At 72.8% G+C, this 14,748-nt stretch carries 15 protein-coding genes; 5 read left to right on the top strand and 10 right to left on the bottom strand.

All coding sequences use genetic code 11. The features are described 5' to 3' along the window. Positions 1–5 precede the first annotated feature (5 nt). The 3 genes from ACWCQ1_RS33860 to ACWCQ1_RS33850 are packed head-to-tail and all read left to right on the top strand — an operon-like array spanning position 6 to position 1,848. Positions 6–338 carry a DUF3140 domain-containing protein gene (locus ACWCQ1_RS33860; RefSeq protein ID WP_451028100.1) on the top strand — a complete coding sequence of 111 codons (333 nt, stop codon included), beginning with the start codon at positions 6–8 and terminating at the stop codon, positions 336–338. Beyond that, entirely contained in the window at positions 335–982 is a 648-nt protein-coding gene (locus ACWCQ1_RS33855; RefSeq protein ID WP_133048046.1) for an endonuclease, read from the top strand. The genes ACWCQ1_RS33860 and ACWCQ1_RS33855 overlap by 4 nt, the downstream gene beginning before the upstream one ends. 53 nt (positions 983–1,035) lie before the next feature. Then, positions 1,036–1,848, top strand: a complete 813-nt coding sequence (locus ACWCQ1_RS33850) for an SAM-dependent methyltransferase (protein ID WP_451028099.1) — start codon at positions 1,036–1,038, stop codon at positions 1,846–1,848. Here the strand turns inward: ACWCQ1_RS33850 and ACWCQ1_RS33845 are convergent. The 10 genes from ACWCQ1_RS33845 to ACWCQ1_RS33800 form a co-directional block, all read right to left on the bottom strand. After that, positions 1,838–2,773, bottom strand: a complete 936-nt coding sequence (locus ACWCQ1_RS33845; RefSeq protein WP_358597283.1) for an NAD(P)-dependent oxidoreductase — start codon at positions 2,771–2,773, stop codon at positions 1,838–1,840. The genes ACWCQ1_RS33850 and ACWCQ1_RS33845 overlap by 11 nt on opposite strands. Then, entirely contained in the window at positions 2,770–3,459 is a 690-nt protein-coding gene (locus ACWCQ1_RS33840) for an SDR family NAD(P)-dependent oxidoreductase (protein WP_133048049.1), read from the bottom strand. The genes ACWCQ1_RS33845 and ACWCQ1_RS33840 overlap by 4 nt, the downstream gene beginning before the upstream one ends. Next, positions 3,456–4,331, bottom strand: coding sequence for a cupin domain-containing protein (locus ACWCQ1_RS33835; protein ID WP_133048050.1), 876 nt, complete (start codon positions 4,329–4,331; stop codon positions 3,456–3,458). The genes ACWCQ1_RS33840 and ACWCQ1_RS33835 overlap by 4 nt, the downstream gene beginning before the upstream one ends. Continuing rightward, positions 4,328–5,680: an amidohydrolase family protein gene (locus tag ACWCQ1_RS33830; RefSeq protein ID WP_451028098.1), complete on the bottom strand. Its 1,353-nt coding sequence runs from the start codon at positions 5,678–5,680 to the stop codon at positions 4,328–4,330. Before ACWCQ1_RS33830 ends, ACWCQ1_RS33835 begins: the two co-directional genes overlap by 4 nt. Before the next feature lie 22 nt (positions 5,681–5,702). Continuing rightward, complete coding sequence (locus ACWCQ1_RS33825) at positions 5,703–6,683, bottom strand: alpha-ketoacid dehydrogenase subunit beta (RefSeq protein ID WP_358597276.1); 981 nt, start codon at positions 6,681–6,683, stop codon at positions 5,703–5,705. Further along, positions 6,671–7,648, bottom strand: a complete 978-nt coding sequence (locus ACWCQ1_RS33820) for a thiamine pyrophosphate-dependent dehydrogenase E1 component subunit alpha (RefSeq protein ID WP_133048143.1) — start codon at positions 7,646–7,648, stop codon at positions 6,671–6,673. Before ACWCQ1_RS33820 ends, ACWCQ1_RS33825 begins: the two co-directional genes overlap by 13 nt. A 50-nt stretch (positions 7,649–7,698) precedes the next feature. Then, a complete protein-coding gene (locus ACWCQ1_RS33815; RefSeq protein ID WP_358597273.1) occupies positions 7,699–9,024 on the bottom strand; it encodes a M24 family metallopeptidase in 1,326 nt (441 codons plus the stop codon). 52 nt (positions 9,025–9,076) lie between these two features. After that, positions 9,077–9,733: a helix-turn-helix domain-containing protein gene (locus ACWCQ1_RS33810; protein ID WP_358597270.1), complete on the bottom strand. Its 657-nt coding sequence runs from the start codon at positions 9,731–9,733 to the stop codon at positions 9,077–9,079. Positions 9,734–9,922: 189 nt separating this feature from the next. Continuing rightward, a complete protein-coding gene (locus ACWCQ1_RS33805) occupies positions 9,923–11,356 on the bottom strand; it encodes a cytochrome (protein WP_451028097.1) in 1,434 nt (477 codons plus the stop codon). A gap of 105 nt (positions 11,357–11,461) precedes the next feature. Further along, positions 11,462–11,929 carry a potassium channel family protein gene (locus ACWCQ1_RS33800; protein ID WP_451028096.1) on the bottom strand — a complete coding sequence of 156 codons (468 nt, stop codon included), beginning with the start codon at positions 11,927–11,929 and terminating at the stop codon, positions 11,462–11,464. Between the two features lie 1,056 nt (positions 11,930–12,985). Between ACWCQ1_RS33800 and ACWCQ1_RS33795 the strand changes: the two genes are divergently transcribed. Then, positions 12,986–13,816: a hypothetical protein gene (locus ACWCQ1_RS33795; protein ID WP_451028095.1), complete on the top strand. Its 831-nt coding sequence runs from the start codon at positions 12,986–12,988 to the stop codon at positions 13,814–13,816. A 114-nt stretch (positions 13,817–13,930) separates the two neighbouring features. Next, positions 13,931–14,743 carry an SAM-dependent methyltransferase gene (locus tag ACWCQ1_RS33790; protein WP_358597258.1) on the top strand — a complete coding sequence of 271 codons (813 nt, stop codon included), beginning with the start codon at positions 13,931–13,933 and terminating at the stop codon, positions 14,741–14,743. The last annotated feature ends 5 nt before the right edge of the window (positions 14,744–14,748 follow it).

The following is a 14,748-nucleotide window of genomic DNA, read 5'->3' as shown; positions in this document are numbered from 1 at the left end:
ACGTGATGACCGACGCCCTCGAACTCGACGCGCTGTGGGAGGACTTCCACCGCGTCGTGAACATGACCTCACAGGAGCTCGCCGCCTGGCTGCGGGTGAGCGACGCCGACGAGAGCCCCGAACCGCTGCCCGAGCACGCGGGTTCGCCGACCGGACAGCACGTCCTCGCGATCCTGCAGAAGCGGCGCACCGACCTCACCGAGGACGACATCCAGGTGATGTACGAGGTGGTGGACACCGTGACCGCGCAGACGGACGTGGAGAACGAGCCGGAGCCGGAGGACACCCGCCGCCGGCACCTGCTGATGTCGCTCGGGCACGACCCGCTCAGGCCATGACCGACCAACGGCGTCTGGTGCGGGAACTGGTGGGCGCGCACGGGCGGACGTTCGCCGAGGAGGCGGGCATCACACTGCGGAACACCCCGCAGCCGCTGTACCGGCTGCTGGTTCTCGCGCTGCTGCTCAGCGCCCGTATCCGCGGGTCGATCGCCGTCGCCACGGCCCGGGAGCTGTCCCGGGCCGGGCTGCGCGATCCGCGGCGGACCGCCGAGGCCGACTGGCAGGAGCGGGTCGACGCGCTGGGCCGGGGCGGCTACCGGCGCTACGACGAGCGCACCGCCACCCAACTCGGCGAGGGAGCAGAGCTGTTGCTCGACCGCTGGGGCGGTGATCTGCGCCGGATGCGCGAGGAGGCGGACGGCGACGTCGGTGAACTGCGGCGGCTGCTGCGGGAGATACCCGGTATCGGGCCGGCCGGCGCGGACATCTTCCTGCGCGAGGTCCAGCGGGTGTGGCCGGAAGTGGGACCGTACCTGGACCGCAAGGCGCTCGACGGAGCGGAGCGGCTGGGGCTGCCGAAGGATCCCGACCGGCTCGTGAAGCTGGCCGGGGACACCCAACCGGCCGTTCTGGCCGTCGCGTTGGTGCGGGCCGCGCTGGACAAGGAGGTGGCCGAAGACAGTCTCCGTCGCGCCGCGTGATCGTGCCAGACTGCTCGAACGTCCGTCGGACGACGCGAGCAGAGGAGCAGTACGTGACGGGGACCGAGCCGGCCGCCCAGCGCATCGACACCACCAGGCCGCACCCGGCCCGGGTCTATGACTGGTTCCTCGGCGGCAAGGACAACTACCCGGTCGACGAGGAGCTGGGCCGGCAGATCATCTCGATCGAGAGCGGTGCCCCCAGGGCGGCGCGGGCCAACCGCCGGTTCATGCGGCGGGCCACGCGGCTGCTCGCCGAGCAGTCGGGAATCCGCCAGTACCTCGACATCGGCACGGGCATCCCCACCCGGCCCAACCTCCACCAGATCGCCCAGCGCGGCGTGCCGGACGCCCGCGTCGTCTACGTCGACAACGACCCCATCGTCCTCGCCCACGCCGAGGCCCTGCTGCACGGCACTCCGGAAGGTGTGACGGAGTACCTCCAGGCCGACGCCCGCGATCCGGCCACGATCCTCGAACGGGCGGCCCGGGTCCTGGACTTCGGCCGCCCGGTCGCCCTGTCGCTGATCGCCCTGATGCACTTCGTCGCGGACGAGGACGGCGCCTACGACCTGGTGGGCACCCTCGTCGACGCCCTCGCGCCGGGCAGCTTCCTGGTGCTGTCCGCCCTGACCGCCGACTTCGAGCCGGAGCGGGTGCGCCGGGGCGTCGAGGCGTACGCGGCGGGCGGGGTGACCCTGGTGGCCCGGTCCCAGGACGAGACCGCCGGATTCTTCAAGGGACTCGAGCTCGTCGACCCCGGCATCGTCTCCCTGGTGGACTGGCGCCCCGAGCTCGCGGTGGACGAGACTCCGGACGGCGAGGGCCCGGTGCCGCTGTACGGAGGCGTGGGCGTCAAGCGCTGAGGCCGCCGCGCAGGAAGTCGGCGAGCGCGCTCAGGTCCCGCTCGCCGAACCCCTTCTCGACGGCCTCCCCCACCAGCTTCCGGTTGACGGCGGCCTGTTGCACCCGCGCTCCCACGCGCTCGGCCAGGGCGAGAGCCAGGTCGAGGTCCTTGGCGACGAGGTCGAGGGTGAAGGCGACCGGGGTGCCGCCCGGACGCAGATACGCGTCCTTCTTGTAGCGCACGAACGGCGCCCCGGCGGCGCCCGAGGCGAACACCTCGTACGCCGACTCCCGGGGGACCCCCGCCCGCTCGGCCAGGACGAGCGCCTCGGCGAGGGCCTGGTTCAGGCCCATGAGAAGGGAGTTGACCGCCAGCTTCATCGCGGCACCGGTGCCGACGGGTCCCAGGGGGACGACATGGGACGCCAGCACGTCCAGCACGGGACGGGCCCGCTCCAGGGCCGAGGTGTCACCCCCGACCATGACCGTCAGCGCGCCCTGCTCGACGACGCCGACGCTGCCGGAGACGTGGGCGTCCAGAAGGGTTCCGCCCGCCTTCCCGACCAAGGGCTCCAGCGCCGTCACCGTGTCCGGCGCCACCGTGCTGGTGTCCACCACCACCGTGCCGGCACGGACACCGGCGGCGATGCCGTCGGGACCGCCGTACGCCTCGGTGACGGCGCTGTCGTCGGCCAGCGAGACGAGGACGACGTCCGCCGCGGCGGCGGCCTCGCGGGGTGTGGCGGCGACGGCAGCCCCGGTGGCCTCGGCCTTGGCGCGGGTGCGGTTGTACGCCGTGACCGGGAAGCCGGCCGCCCGCAGCCGGACGGCCATGGCGGTGCCCATCCGGCCGGTGCCGATCACCGCGACCGCCGGCCCGGAGCGGGTCACGGCGACCGCCGGCTCGGTGCGGGTCACGTGGGCAGTGGGCGTGGTGCCGGTCATCCGAGCAGCCACCCCCCGTCCACGCTCAACTCCACCGCGTTGACCGACCGGTTGCGCAGCAGGAAGTCGACGGCGTCCACGACGTCCGCCATGGTCGCCAGCCGTCCGGTCGGGGTCTTGGCGCGCAGCGCGGCCAGCACTTCCGCGGGCTTGGCCTTCCAGTACGGGCTGTCGCCGACCACACCGGGGTGGATCGCGTTGACGCGGACGGGCGCCAGTTCGACGGCGAGGGTGTTCACCAGGCCCCGTACGCCCGCGTTGACCGTGGCCACCGTCGTCGCGCCCGGATAGGGGCGCTCCTTGGCCTGGCCGCCGAAGATCACGATGGCGCTGTCGTCTGTCATCCGGGGCCGCACCACGTGCACGACCTCGGTGTAGCCGACCAGTTTGAGGGTGACCAGGCGCAGGGCCGCGGTGATGTCGTAGTCGGTGGCCCGGTTCTCGTCCCGGGAGACGCCCGCGAGGACCAGGTGGTCGACGCGGCCGACGTCAGCCAGCGCCTCGGCGATCTCGCGCGGCCGGGACAGGTCGAGGGCGAGACCGCGCGCGCCGGTCTCCTTCGCGACCGTGGCGGCCCGCTCGGCGTCCCGGCCGGTGAGGACGACCTCGTCGCCCCGCTCGGCGCGGACCCGGGCGAACTCGCGGCCGATGCCCGACGTACCGCCCACGACGAGCACACTGCTCATGACTCCAGGGCCTCCCTCAGATACTCCCAGTCCCGGGTGAACCGGTACGAGTGGCGGGGCGGCGGCTGCGGTGCCTGGGTCTCCAGCCAACGCAGCGGTCCCACACCGGTGTTGGAGAAGCCGTGCACACAACCGGCGCCCGCCCAGGCGCAGTCGCCGGGACCGAGCCGGTGGATCTCTCCGTCGAACACCGCCTCGGCCTCCCCCTCCAGGAAGAAGTACGTCTCCTCGAAGGGGTGGTCGTGCGTGCCGGCGACCCCGTCCGGGGCGTACTGGACCATGAACATCGTCGAGGCGACCGCGCCGAGGTCGCTGTCGACCATCATCTTCACGGTGATGCCGCTGTAGACGAGCAGGGCGGTGCGCATGCTCGCCGAGACCGCGAGGAGGTCCTGCGACTGCTTGCCCGGGTCCATCTGGGCGGGCTCGAAGTGACCGAAGAGGCGGGTGCGCGGGTCGCGGACGTCGACGCGGACGGGGTCGCGCGCGGGCAGTTCGGGCACGGTCTGGGTGTCGTACCCGTAGCGGGCCCGTGGGACCGGCGCCAGCATGTCCGCCCAGCGGGCGACCGTGTCCCCGGCGCCGCGCCAGGCGTGCGGGACGCCGGTCGGCAGCAGTCCGTAGTCGCCCTCCTGAAGCAGGTACGAGCCCTCGGGCAGGTCGAGGATCACGGTTCCGTCGAGGAGGTGGAAGCTCTCCTCGTACGAGTGGACATGGGCCCGCACCCGGCCGCCGGGCCGCAGTTCGTTCAGCCCGAAGCCGGTGTGCACGCTGCCGTCCTCCTCGCCCACCAGCGTCGTCCGCCGGTGGTCGAGCCGGTCGAAGAGCGGTGTGGGCAGGTCGGCGGCCCGGCGCACCAAGTGCCGTGTCATGCCGTCTTCTTCGCCTCCTTCGCGGCCAGCAGCCGGTCACGCGACTCCTCGACCAGCCGCCGGGCCCGCGCCACGTCGGCCGTCAGCCTGCCGTCGCGCTTGCGGATCACACCGTCGACCATGACCAGGTCGACGTTGGAGACATCGGCCGACAGGGTCACCGCGGCGGCCGGGTCGTGCACCGGCGCGACGTTCAGGGCGGTGGCATCGAGGGCGACGACGTCGGCGCGCTTGCCGGGGGTCAGGGAACCGGTGCGCTGTTCCAGTCCCGCGACATGCGCGCCGTTGCTCGTCGCGATCTCCAGCATCTGACGTGCCGTCAACATCGTGCTCGGGACCGGCATGTTGGCCTGCCAGCAGTCCGCGTTGACCCGGGCCCGCTCGGCGCCGAAGGCCGCGCGGATCTGGGTGAACATGTCGCCGGGGACCGTGGTGACGACGTCGATGCTCAGGGAGGGCCGCAGGCCGTACTCGATCGCCTTCATCACGGGCGGCCAGCCGTGCCCCATCTGGGTCTCCACCTGCGGTGCGACGGACACCGTGCCGCCGCTGTCGGCGACCATCCGCCACTCGTCCTCGTGGAGGTAGCAGCAGTGGATGTAGGTGGTGTCCGGGCCGAGCAGACCGAGGTCGTTCAGCTGCTTCACCATGCCGAAGCGGCCGGCCAGGCGGCCCATCGCCACGTGCACGGTGATCGGGATGTCCAGTTCGCGGGCGAGGGCCCATTCGGAGGTGACGACGTCGTTCAGGCAGAAGCCGGGGCCGCGGGTGGCCAGGGCCATGGTGAGCAGACCCTCGTCGGAGGCGAAGTACTTGGCGCGGATCCGGCGGACGTCGTCGCCCGGAATCGCGATCTTGCTCTCGAACCAGTACTCGGCGAGGGAGGTGTTGGCGCTGCCGTACGCGTACTGGGCCCGGATGCCGGTCTCGGTGAGGGCCTGGATCGCCGCGTCCGGGTGCTCGGGGGTGTTGTTGATGTGGGACCAGTCGACGAGGGTGGTGATCCCGGCGTTGAGGCATTCCAGTGCGCCGGCGAAATTGCCCGCGTACACGTCCTCGGGGGTGTAGAGCGGGGCGAAGGTGTCGAGGATGTCGACGAAGTAGTCGTCCAGGGTGGCGTCGGGGGCGACTCCCCGGATCGACGCCTCCCAGGTGTGGCGGTGGGTGTCGACGAACCCGGGGATCACGATCCTGCCGGTCATGTCGAGCACCTCGGCGTCGGCGCTGATCTCCGGCTGTACGGCGGCGATCTCCCCGTCCTCGATGAGGACGTCCCCCCGCGGCAGATCCCCGACGGCGGGGTCCATCGAGATGACGTGCCCGGCGCGAAGGAGTGTCCGATCGGTCATCGCGCTTCCTCCTCAGGGGTGTTCAGTACGCGGCGAGGCTCCGGACGGCCGCCACGACCTTGTCCACGGTGGGGACGACTTGTTCTTCCAGGGCGTCCGCGAACGGCAGCGGGACGCACTCCGCCGCGATCCGGCGCACCGGCGCGTCCAGCAGCCCGAACCCCTCGTCGGCGACGACCGAGACGAGGGTCGCGCCCCAGCCGCCCTGGTACGGGTTCTCCTCGACGGTCATCAGCCGCGAGGTCTTTCCCAGGGAGGCGAGGACGGTGGCGGTGTCCAGCGGGATCAGACAGCGCAGGTCGACGACCTCGACGTCGATGCCCTCCTCGGCCAGCCGCGAGGCGGCCGCAAGGGCCAACGGCACCATCGAGGCGAGGGCGACCAGGGTGACGTCGGCGCCCTCGCGGACGACGGCCGCGCGGCCCAGCTCCACCACATGGCCGGGCGGCGGCGGGGCACCCTTGCTCGCCAGCAGCCCCTTGTGCTCGAAGAACACCACCGGGTCGTCGCTGCGGATCGCGGCCGCCATCATGCCGATGACGTCCGCGGGGGTGGCGGGGGCCGCGATCTTCAGGCCGGGGACGGTCAGCGCCCAGTTCTCGGTGGCCTGGGAGTGCTGCGCGCCGAAGCCGAGGCCGCCGCCGTTGGCGGTGCGCACGACGAGCGGGACCGTGACCTGACCGCCCGTCATGTACCGCACCTTGGGTATCTCGTTGGCGAGGTAGTCCCAGCAACAGGCCAGAAAGTCCGAGAACATGATCTCGGCGACCGGCCGCATCCCGGTCATCGCGGCGCCCATCGCCGCGCCCACGATGGCCTGTTCGGAGATCGGCGTGTCCCACACCCGCTCGGGCCCGAACTCCTTCAGCAGTCCGACGGTCGTCTTGAACACCCCGCCCGCCTCGGCGATGTCCTCCCCGAGGCAGACCACGGCCGGGTCCCGGCGCATCTCGCGGGCGATGCCCTCGGCGACGGCCTCGCGGTAGGTGATCACGTCCGCCATGCCGCACCTCCGTCCGCCCACACGTCGGTCAGCGCCTCGCGCGGATCGGGCGGCGGCGCGTTCTTCGCCGCGTCGACCGCCCGCTGTACGGCGTCACGGGCGCGTCCGTCGGCGGCGGTGAGCGTCTCCTCGTCCACGCCCAGCTCCGCGAGCCGTCCGCGCGCCAGGTCCAACGGGTCGTGCTTCAGCCAGCGTTCGACCTCCTCGGCCGGGCGGTAGGTGGCCGGGTCGGCGCGGCTGTGCCCGAAGTGCCGGTAGGTCTCGGCCTCGACGATCGCGGGCCCGTCTCCCGCACGGGCCCGCTCGGCGAGGGCGGCCACACTCTCCCGGACGGCGACGACGTCGTTGCCGTCGACGACCTCGCCGGGGACGCCGTAGGCGGGCGCCCGGTCGGCGGCGGGGCGGGGCACGGCCGTGACGTCGGCGATCGGCGTGTACTCCATGTAGAGGTTGTTCTCGCAGACGAACAGCACCGGCAGCTTCCACACGGCTGCCAGGTTGAGCGCCTCGTGGAAGGCGCCGATGTTGGTGGCGCCGTCGCCGAAGAAGGCGACCGCGAGCTGTCCGGTGCCCCGCAGCCGGGCCGACCAGGCGGCGCCGACGGCCATCGGGAGGTGGGCGCCGACGATGGCGTAGGAGCCGAGCATGTTCGCGGACGCCTTGGTGAGGTGCATCGAGCCGCCCTTGGCACCGCACAGCCCGGTGGCCCGGCTCATGAGTTCGGCGAGGCACTCCTCCGGGGTGGCGCCGCGGGCCATGGCGTGGTGGTGGCCGCGGTAGGTGGCGAAGACGTAGTCGTCGGGGCGCAGGGCGGCGCTCGCGCCGACGGCGATCGCCTCGTGCCCGGCGGCCAGATGAGTCGTGCCCTTGACCAGGCCGGACAGGAAGAGGTCGTGCGCGGCCTTCTCCGTACGGCGGATGAGGGCCATCCGCTCGTACAGCGCGAGGAGTTCGGTCGCTTCCATCATTCGGTCGCTTCCATCATTCGGTCGCTTCCATCATTCGGTCGCTTCCATCAGCGGTCCCCGGTGTTGAGATGGGACTGGGACTCGCGCCGGGTGTTCAGTTCGCCGCCGACCGTCCAGTACTTGCGGCCGGCGACGAGCAGTTCCTCGGCCGGGAACTTGGTGATGACCTCGCAGCCGTCGGCGGTGACGACCAGCTCCTCCTCGATCCGTGCCGCGGACCAGCCGTCGGCGGCCGGCCAGTAGGTCTCCAGGGCGAACACCATGCCCTCTTCGAGGACTTCGGGGTGGTCGAGGGAGACCAGCCGGCTGAAGATGGGCTTCTCCCAGATCGACAGGCCGACCCCGTGGCCGTACTGCAGCGCGAACGCTGCGGTCTCGTCGGCGAAGCCGAACTCCTCGGCGCGCGGCCAGACCTGGACGATGTCGGCGGTGGTGGCGCCGGGGCGGACGAGGGCGATGGCCTGGTCCATGTACTCCCGGCAACGCACATACGCGTCCCGTTGGGCGCGGGAGGCGCTGCCGACGGCGAAGGTGCGGTAGTAGCAGGTGCGGTAGCCGAGGTGGCTGTGCAGGATGTCGAAGAAGGCGGGGTCGCCGGGGCGGATCAGACGGTCGCTGTAGACGTGCGGGTGGGGTGAACAGCGCTCGCCGGAGATGGCGTTGACGCCTTCGACGTACTCGCTGCCGAGGTCGTACAGCACCTTGCTCACCAGTCCGACGCACTCGTTCTCCCGCACCCCGGGGCGCAGATACCCGTAAAGCTCCTCATAGGCCGCGTCGACCATCGCGCAGGCCTGGGTGAGCAGGGAGATCTCGTCGCCGGTCTTGGTGCGGCGGGCCTCCAGGAAGACCTGCTGGCCGTCGACGACGTCGATGCCCTCGGCGCGCAGGGCGGCGAGGACCGGCATCTCGGCGACGTCGATGCCGAGCGGCTCGTCCGCGAGGCCGTGCTCGCGCAGCTCGGTGGCGATCTTGCGGGCCACGTCCTCGGCGATCCCGGCGCCCGGGTGGAAGGCGCCGCGCAGGGTGGAGATCCCGGCCCGGGCGCCGGTGGGCGGCCCGCCCTTGCCGTCGCTGTAGTCCAGCCACGGGTTGTAGAGCTGGTGGTGGCGGGCCGCCGAGCCGAAGTCCCAGACAATCGGCTCGCCGCCGCGCACCAGCAGGGCGAAGCGGATCAGCTTGTCCATCGCCCAGGTGCCGATGTGCGTGGCGGTCATGTAGCGGATGTTGGCGAAGTCGAAACTGAGCACCGCGCCCAGCGAGGAGCGGTTCAGGGTGTCGTTCAGCCGGGCCAGGCGCTGCCTGCGCAGCCGCTCCAGGTCGATGCGCTCTTCCCAGTCGACGGCATTGGGTCCATATGTGCGGATCGCCATGGCGACCACCCCCACTGGGGAGTAGACGACCGCCGCCCGCGACTGTCAAGTGTTACTGAACACCCTGGCTGAACACGAACCAGACGCCGACGGCCGGCTCAGCTCCATCATTGCGGTAACGGTGCGGGGTCGTCGACTCGAAGCAGACGGCGTCGCCGGGGCGCAGGGTGTGCTCGTCGAAGCCGAGGGTCAGGACGAGCTCGCCGGAGACGAGATAGCCGTACTCGGTCCCGGCGTGCCGCATCAGACCGCCGGAGCTGGAGGAGGAACCGCCGGGCCGGTAGGTCACCCGCAGGAAGTCGACGTCGGTGCCGGGGACATGGCCGAGGCGCTCCCACACCACGCCCGAGTCCAGCTCCAGCGTCTCGCGCTCATCGCCGGTGACCAGCGGGCCGATGCGGCGGCCGGGGTCGGCGGCGAAGGCGGCGAGGGCGTGCAGGACGGTGGCGGGGGTGGCGGACGCGGTCGCCGCCGGGGCGAGGGCGCCCTGGTCCTCGTACGCGTCGAAGAGCGCCTCGACGGAGATCGACAGTGCGGTGGTGATGGCGTAGAGCGTGCTCACCGAGGGCTGGCTCTTGCCGGTCTCGATCTGGGAGACGAGGCTGGCGGAGACGCCGATCTCCCGCGCGAGGGCCCGCAGGCTGACGCCCTTGGCCAGGCGTGCCTGCCGGATGCGCGCCCCGACGGGCGGCACGGCGGCGGGGGACACGGCGGCTCCTCTCGGGCGCGGAATGTGCAGCACCATTGAACAGCCCCGGCCGCTCACAGCACCAGGGGCGACCGTTCCATGCGTAGGGATCGGCCGTTCGGTTGAGCGGCGGGACGGCGACGGTGTTCGGCCGAGGTGCGCGCCCGGGCCCGGGGCTGAGGGTGGAGCCGCACCGTCGGCCCCGGCGGATCAGTCGTTCGAGCGGATCAGGCCGGCCAGGTACCGCCACAGCGAGGACCGCCGCTTGGCCGCCTGGTCCGGCACCGCAGGCGCGTCGGGGACGTCGGGGGTTCCCGGAACCGCCGGGACGTCCGCCACGGGGGCGGGCGGCCGGGTCGGCACCGGCCCGGCGAGGTCGTAGCGCACCGGCAGGGAGCGCAGGCCGCGCATGAACGGCGAGGAACGCCAGGGGAGTTGGTCGACCGGCAGGGCGAGTTCCAGATGGTCGAAGCGTTCGAAGACGCGGCTCACTCCGGCCATCGCGATGGTGGAGGCCAGCTCGCGCGCGGGGCACTGGCGACGTCCCGCGCCCCAGGAGAGATGGGCCCGGCTGCTGATGCTGGAGCCCGTGGTCATCTGCCCGGCGAACAGCGGGTCGGCGTGCGCGGCGGCGGAGGACACCCACACGGGGTCTCCGGCGCGGATCGTGTACTTGCCGAGCCGGGTGTCCTCGGCTGCGAACCGCGGCACGAAGTTGACCAGCGGCGGCTTTCGCATGACCACCCGGTTCATGGTCTCGCGGACCATCCCCGCGGACAGCGCGGTGCGCACCCCGCCCTCCCGGTCGCCGGAGATCACCTCGACGACGGTGTTGGAGATGAGGATGCCGACGTGGTCGGAGGTCATGCCGAGCAGCATGAACAGTTCCCGGGCCAGCGCGTCGACCGGGAGGTCGGGGTGGGCGGCGACCAGGAGGGAGGGGAAGTCGTCGCCCGGCTTCTCGATCTTGGCGGCGGCGAGGTCGCCTAGGGTCACCAGGAGGCGTTCCAGGGCGGGTTCGGCGTCCGGTCCCGCGTCGAGGACCCGCCACATGTCCATCAGGGCGTCGTCGCCCTGGGAGCCGGGGAAGCCCAGCAGATGGCTCGCCGCCATCAGCGGCAGCGGGCGGGAGAACTGCGCCGAGAGGTCCGCGTGGCCGGTGCGGCCGCCCTGCGCGAGGAGGCTGATCAGCTCGTCGGCGTAGCCCGTGACGGCGTTCCTCAGGCGCTTGGCCTGCGGCTGGCGCGGGTCCTGGAAGGGGCGCAGGGCGGTGTCCCAGGCGGAGCGGAGGGCGGGGTAGGCGGGGCCGCCCTGGATCAGGACGTGGTTGACCTCCAGGGAGGGGCCCAGCGGCCAGTCGGCGGGCACCCGGCCCTCGGAGCGGGCGCGCCAGTTCTCCAGCCCCTTGGGCCAGGCGGCGTCGTCCTGGAGCACCTCGAGCGACTCGCGGTAGCCGAGCACCAGCCAGGCGGGCACCCCCAGCAGGTCGACCGGGGCGACCGGGCCGTGCAGGTCCCGCAGCCGCTCGTAGACGAGCGCGGGCCGGGTCTCGTAGTCCCGGGTCAGCAGCGGCTGCGGGGCGAGTTCCTCGAGCCGCGCCTCGCCCGAGGCCGCGCCGCCTATGTCGACCAGGTGGGATTCCATGGCTCCGTGGCCCCCTTTACGACTGTCGCCCGTAGACCGCAGGGACCTTACCTCACGTGTCCCGTCCGTCACAGGGTGGGGTACTCGCCGGTAGCCCGGGCGTTTTCAGCCCCGTTCGCCCTTCCCCGCCATCAACCGCTCCAGCCGGTCGAAGCGTTCGTGCAGGGCATGGGCGGTCTGCTCGCCCAACTCCTCGGCGCCGCGGGCGAGATGGTGGCGCCGCTGCTGCTCCCGTCCGACGAACCAGGTGGCCAGGGCAGCGGTGACCATGCCGTACGTGGTGATGCCGACGATCATCACGACGGCGGCGATGATCCGGCCGCCGAGGGTCACCGGGTAGAAGTCGCCGTATCCGACGGTCGTCGCCGTCTCGATCGACCACCACAGCGCCTGCGGGTACGTCCTCAGGTTGGCGCGCCGCGCGCCGTCCTCGGCGGCGACGACGGCCCAGGAGCCGATCAGCATCACCACCGCGAGCACGACGGTGGCGCCGCCGGCCGCCCGCAGGTGCAGCGAGCGTCCCTGGCGGCCGAGCAGCAACTGGACCGCACGGGCGAGGAATCCGGGGAGCACGCATCACTCCGTGGGAGGGGTCGGCATGGGGTCAGTGTCGCCGCGCACGGATGTCCGGGCATGCGGGGCGCGGCGTTCGGGTTGCGGCGAACACCACCCACCGTCCGGCCCGGTGCGCCGGTGGGCGACGGGCCGCACCCACCCGTCCGGCCCGGAGCGCCCGTGAGCGACGGGTGGCACCCACCCGTCCCTCCCGGTGGCCCGGTCGGCGGCGGGCCGCACCCATCCCATCCCGCCCGGTGGGCGGCGCGCGCCACTCACCCGTCCGACTCGGAGCCCCGTGGGCAACGGAGGGCACCCACCCGTCCGGCCCGGAGCCACGTGAGCGGCGAGCCGCACCCACCCGTCGGGCCCGGGGGTGCCGGTGGGCGCCGGACGGCCCCCACCCGTCCCGCCCGGAGCCCCCGCGGGTGGCGGAGGGCACCCACCCGTCCCGCCCGGTGCGCCAGTGGGCGACGGGTCGCACCCACCTGTCCCACCCGGTGGCCCGGTGGGCGGGGGACGGCCCCCACCCCTGCGGCCCGGAGCCCCCACGATTGGCGGGCCGCACCCACCCATCCGGCCCGGAGCCCCCACGGGCGGCGGACGGCACCCACCCATCCGGCCCGGAGCGCCAGTGGGCAGCGGACGGCACCCACCCATCCCGCCCGGAGCGCCCGTGAGCAGCGGACGGCACCCACCCATCCCGCCCGGAGCGCCCGTGAGCAGCGGACGGCACCCACCTGTCCCACCCGGTGGCCCGGTGGGCGGGGGACGGCCCCCACCCCTCCGGCCCGGAGCCCCCACGGGCGGCGGACGGCACCCACCCATCCGGCCCCAGGCACCCGTGAGCGGCGGACGGCACTCGCCCATCCGGCCCGGAGCCCCCACGGGCGGCGGACGGCACCCACCCATCCGGCCCGGAGCCCCCGTGGACGGTGAACCGCATCCACCGTCCCGCCCGGTGCGCCGGCAGGCGGCGGGTCGCGCTCACCCGTCCGGCCCGGTGCGCTGGTGGGGCGGTGTGGGGGGTGGTGCGCTGGACGCGACACGCTCGCCGTTCAGGAGGCCTTCGCCATGATCCGACGTCCGTCCCGGCCCGTCCGTGTGCTCGCCCAGGCGCTGGTCGTGGGCGCGCTGCTGACCACCGCGGGCTGCTCGGACGGCGGCGACAGGGCGGACGCGGGTGCCACGCCCACCGACCTCGGCGCATCGCCCCTCGCCCGGGCGTCCGCGGCCACCTCGACGCCGGCCGCCCGGCTCACCCAGGCCGGCGCGCAGGCGGCGCTGATCACCATGACGGACCTGGAGGGCGGCTGGACCCCGGTCAAGGGCGCCGAGCACTGGGACGACACCCTCCTCGTCGGCAAGGTCGACGTCGCCGCCTTCCTGACCGCGAAGACGAACGCCGCCGACTGCCAGCGGCTCCTGGACGCCCTCTACGACGACGATCTGCTGGGCAAGCCGACGGGCGCCTCGGCGCTGGCCGGGTTCCAGCAGGGCGACTCCCGGCTGCTGTACCAGGTCGCCGCGTACAACCCCGTCCGGCTGAGCGCCGCACTGGGCTGGATGAAGACGCTGCCGGTCAAGTGCGACCAGTTCACCGCGACCGACGCCAAGGGCGGCAAGCGGACGGTCCAGGTGACCACCGCCTCGGTTCCCACCCAGGGCGACGCCCGGCAGGGCCTGCACGTGACGGTGCAGGGCACCACGAACGGCGAACCCGCCACGCTCACCCTCGACGTGGCCGCCGTCCGCGTGGGCAACGACGCGATCACCGTCACCGCCGGCGGTCTGGCCGGCGGTGCGCACGACTCCCTCGAACTGGCCGTCCGGGAGGGTGCCCAGCGGCTCAAGCAGGTCCAGGCGGGCAAGACCCCGGCCCCCGGCCCCGGCCGCACCCGCTGACGGACGGCGACTGGCCGATTCCGCACGCCTGATCAGCCGATTCCCGGGACAGTGTGATCACCGGGCGGCACAATGGCGGCGACAGCCGCGGGCGGTGCGATAAGGAGCTGAGTCGTGAGTGAGAGCCACACCCCTTCGGGCGGGTCGGCCAGGCTGAACACCGGTGTGGCGCACAACGCGCGCGTGTGGAACTACTGGATCGGCGGCAAGGACAACTACGAGGTCGACCAGCAGGTCGGCGAGCAGGTCGCCGGGATGTTCCCGATCATCCGGGAGATCGCCCGGGCGGACCGCTGGTTCCTTCGCCGGGCGGTGCGGTTCCTCGCCGAGGATCGCGGGGTACGGCAGTTCCTGGACATCGGCACCGGACTGCCGACCGCGGACAACACCCACCAGATCGCCCAGCGCATCGCGCCGGACGCGCGGATCGTCTACGTCGACAACGACCCCATCGTGCTCGCGCACGCCCGCACCCTGCTGACCGGCACCCACGAGGGCGTCACCGACTACATCGAGGCCGACGTCCACGACCCGGCCGCCATCGTCGAACGCGCCGCCGCCACCCTGGACTTCACCAAGCCCGTCGGGGTGATGATGCTCGGCATCCTCAACTTCGTGCTGGACACGGAGAAGGCGCGGGAGATCGCCCGCCAGATCATGGCCGCGGTCCCCGCCGGCAGCTACCTGGCCCTCACCCACCCGACCACCGACGAGGAACTCGGCGGCGAGGGGCAGATCGCGGCGATGAGGTTCTGGAACGAGAACGCCACCCCGCCCATCACCGCCCGCAGCGGCACCGACATCGCCGCCTTCTTCGAGGGACTCGAACTGCTGGAGCCGGGCCTGGTGTCGTGCTCCCGGTGGCGCGCCGACGCGGACTCCCCCGCCGCGGTCCCGCAGTACGGCGCGGTGGCCGTGAAACCCTGACGGAC

This window comes from Streptomyces sp. NPDC002144, from assembly GCF_053593695.1.
The sequence above is the reverse complement of the archived record's forward strand: the minus strand, read 5'-3'. Positions and strand labels throughout refer to the sequence as shown.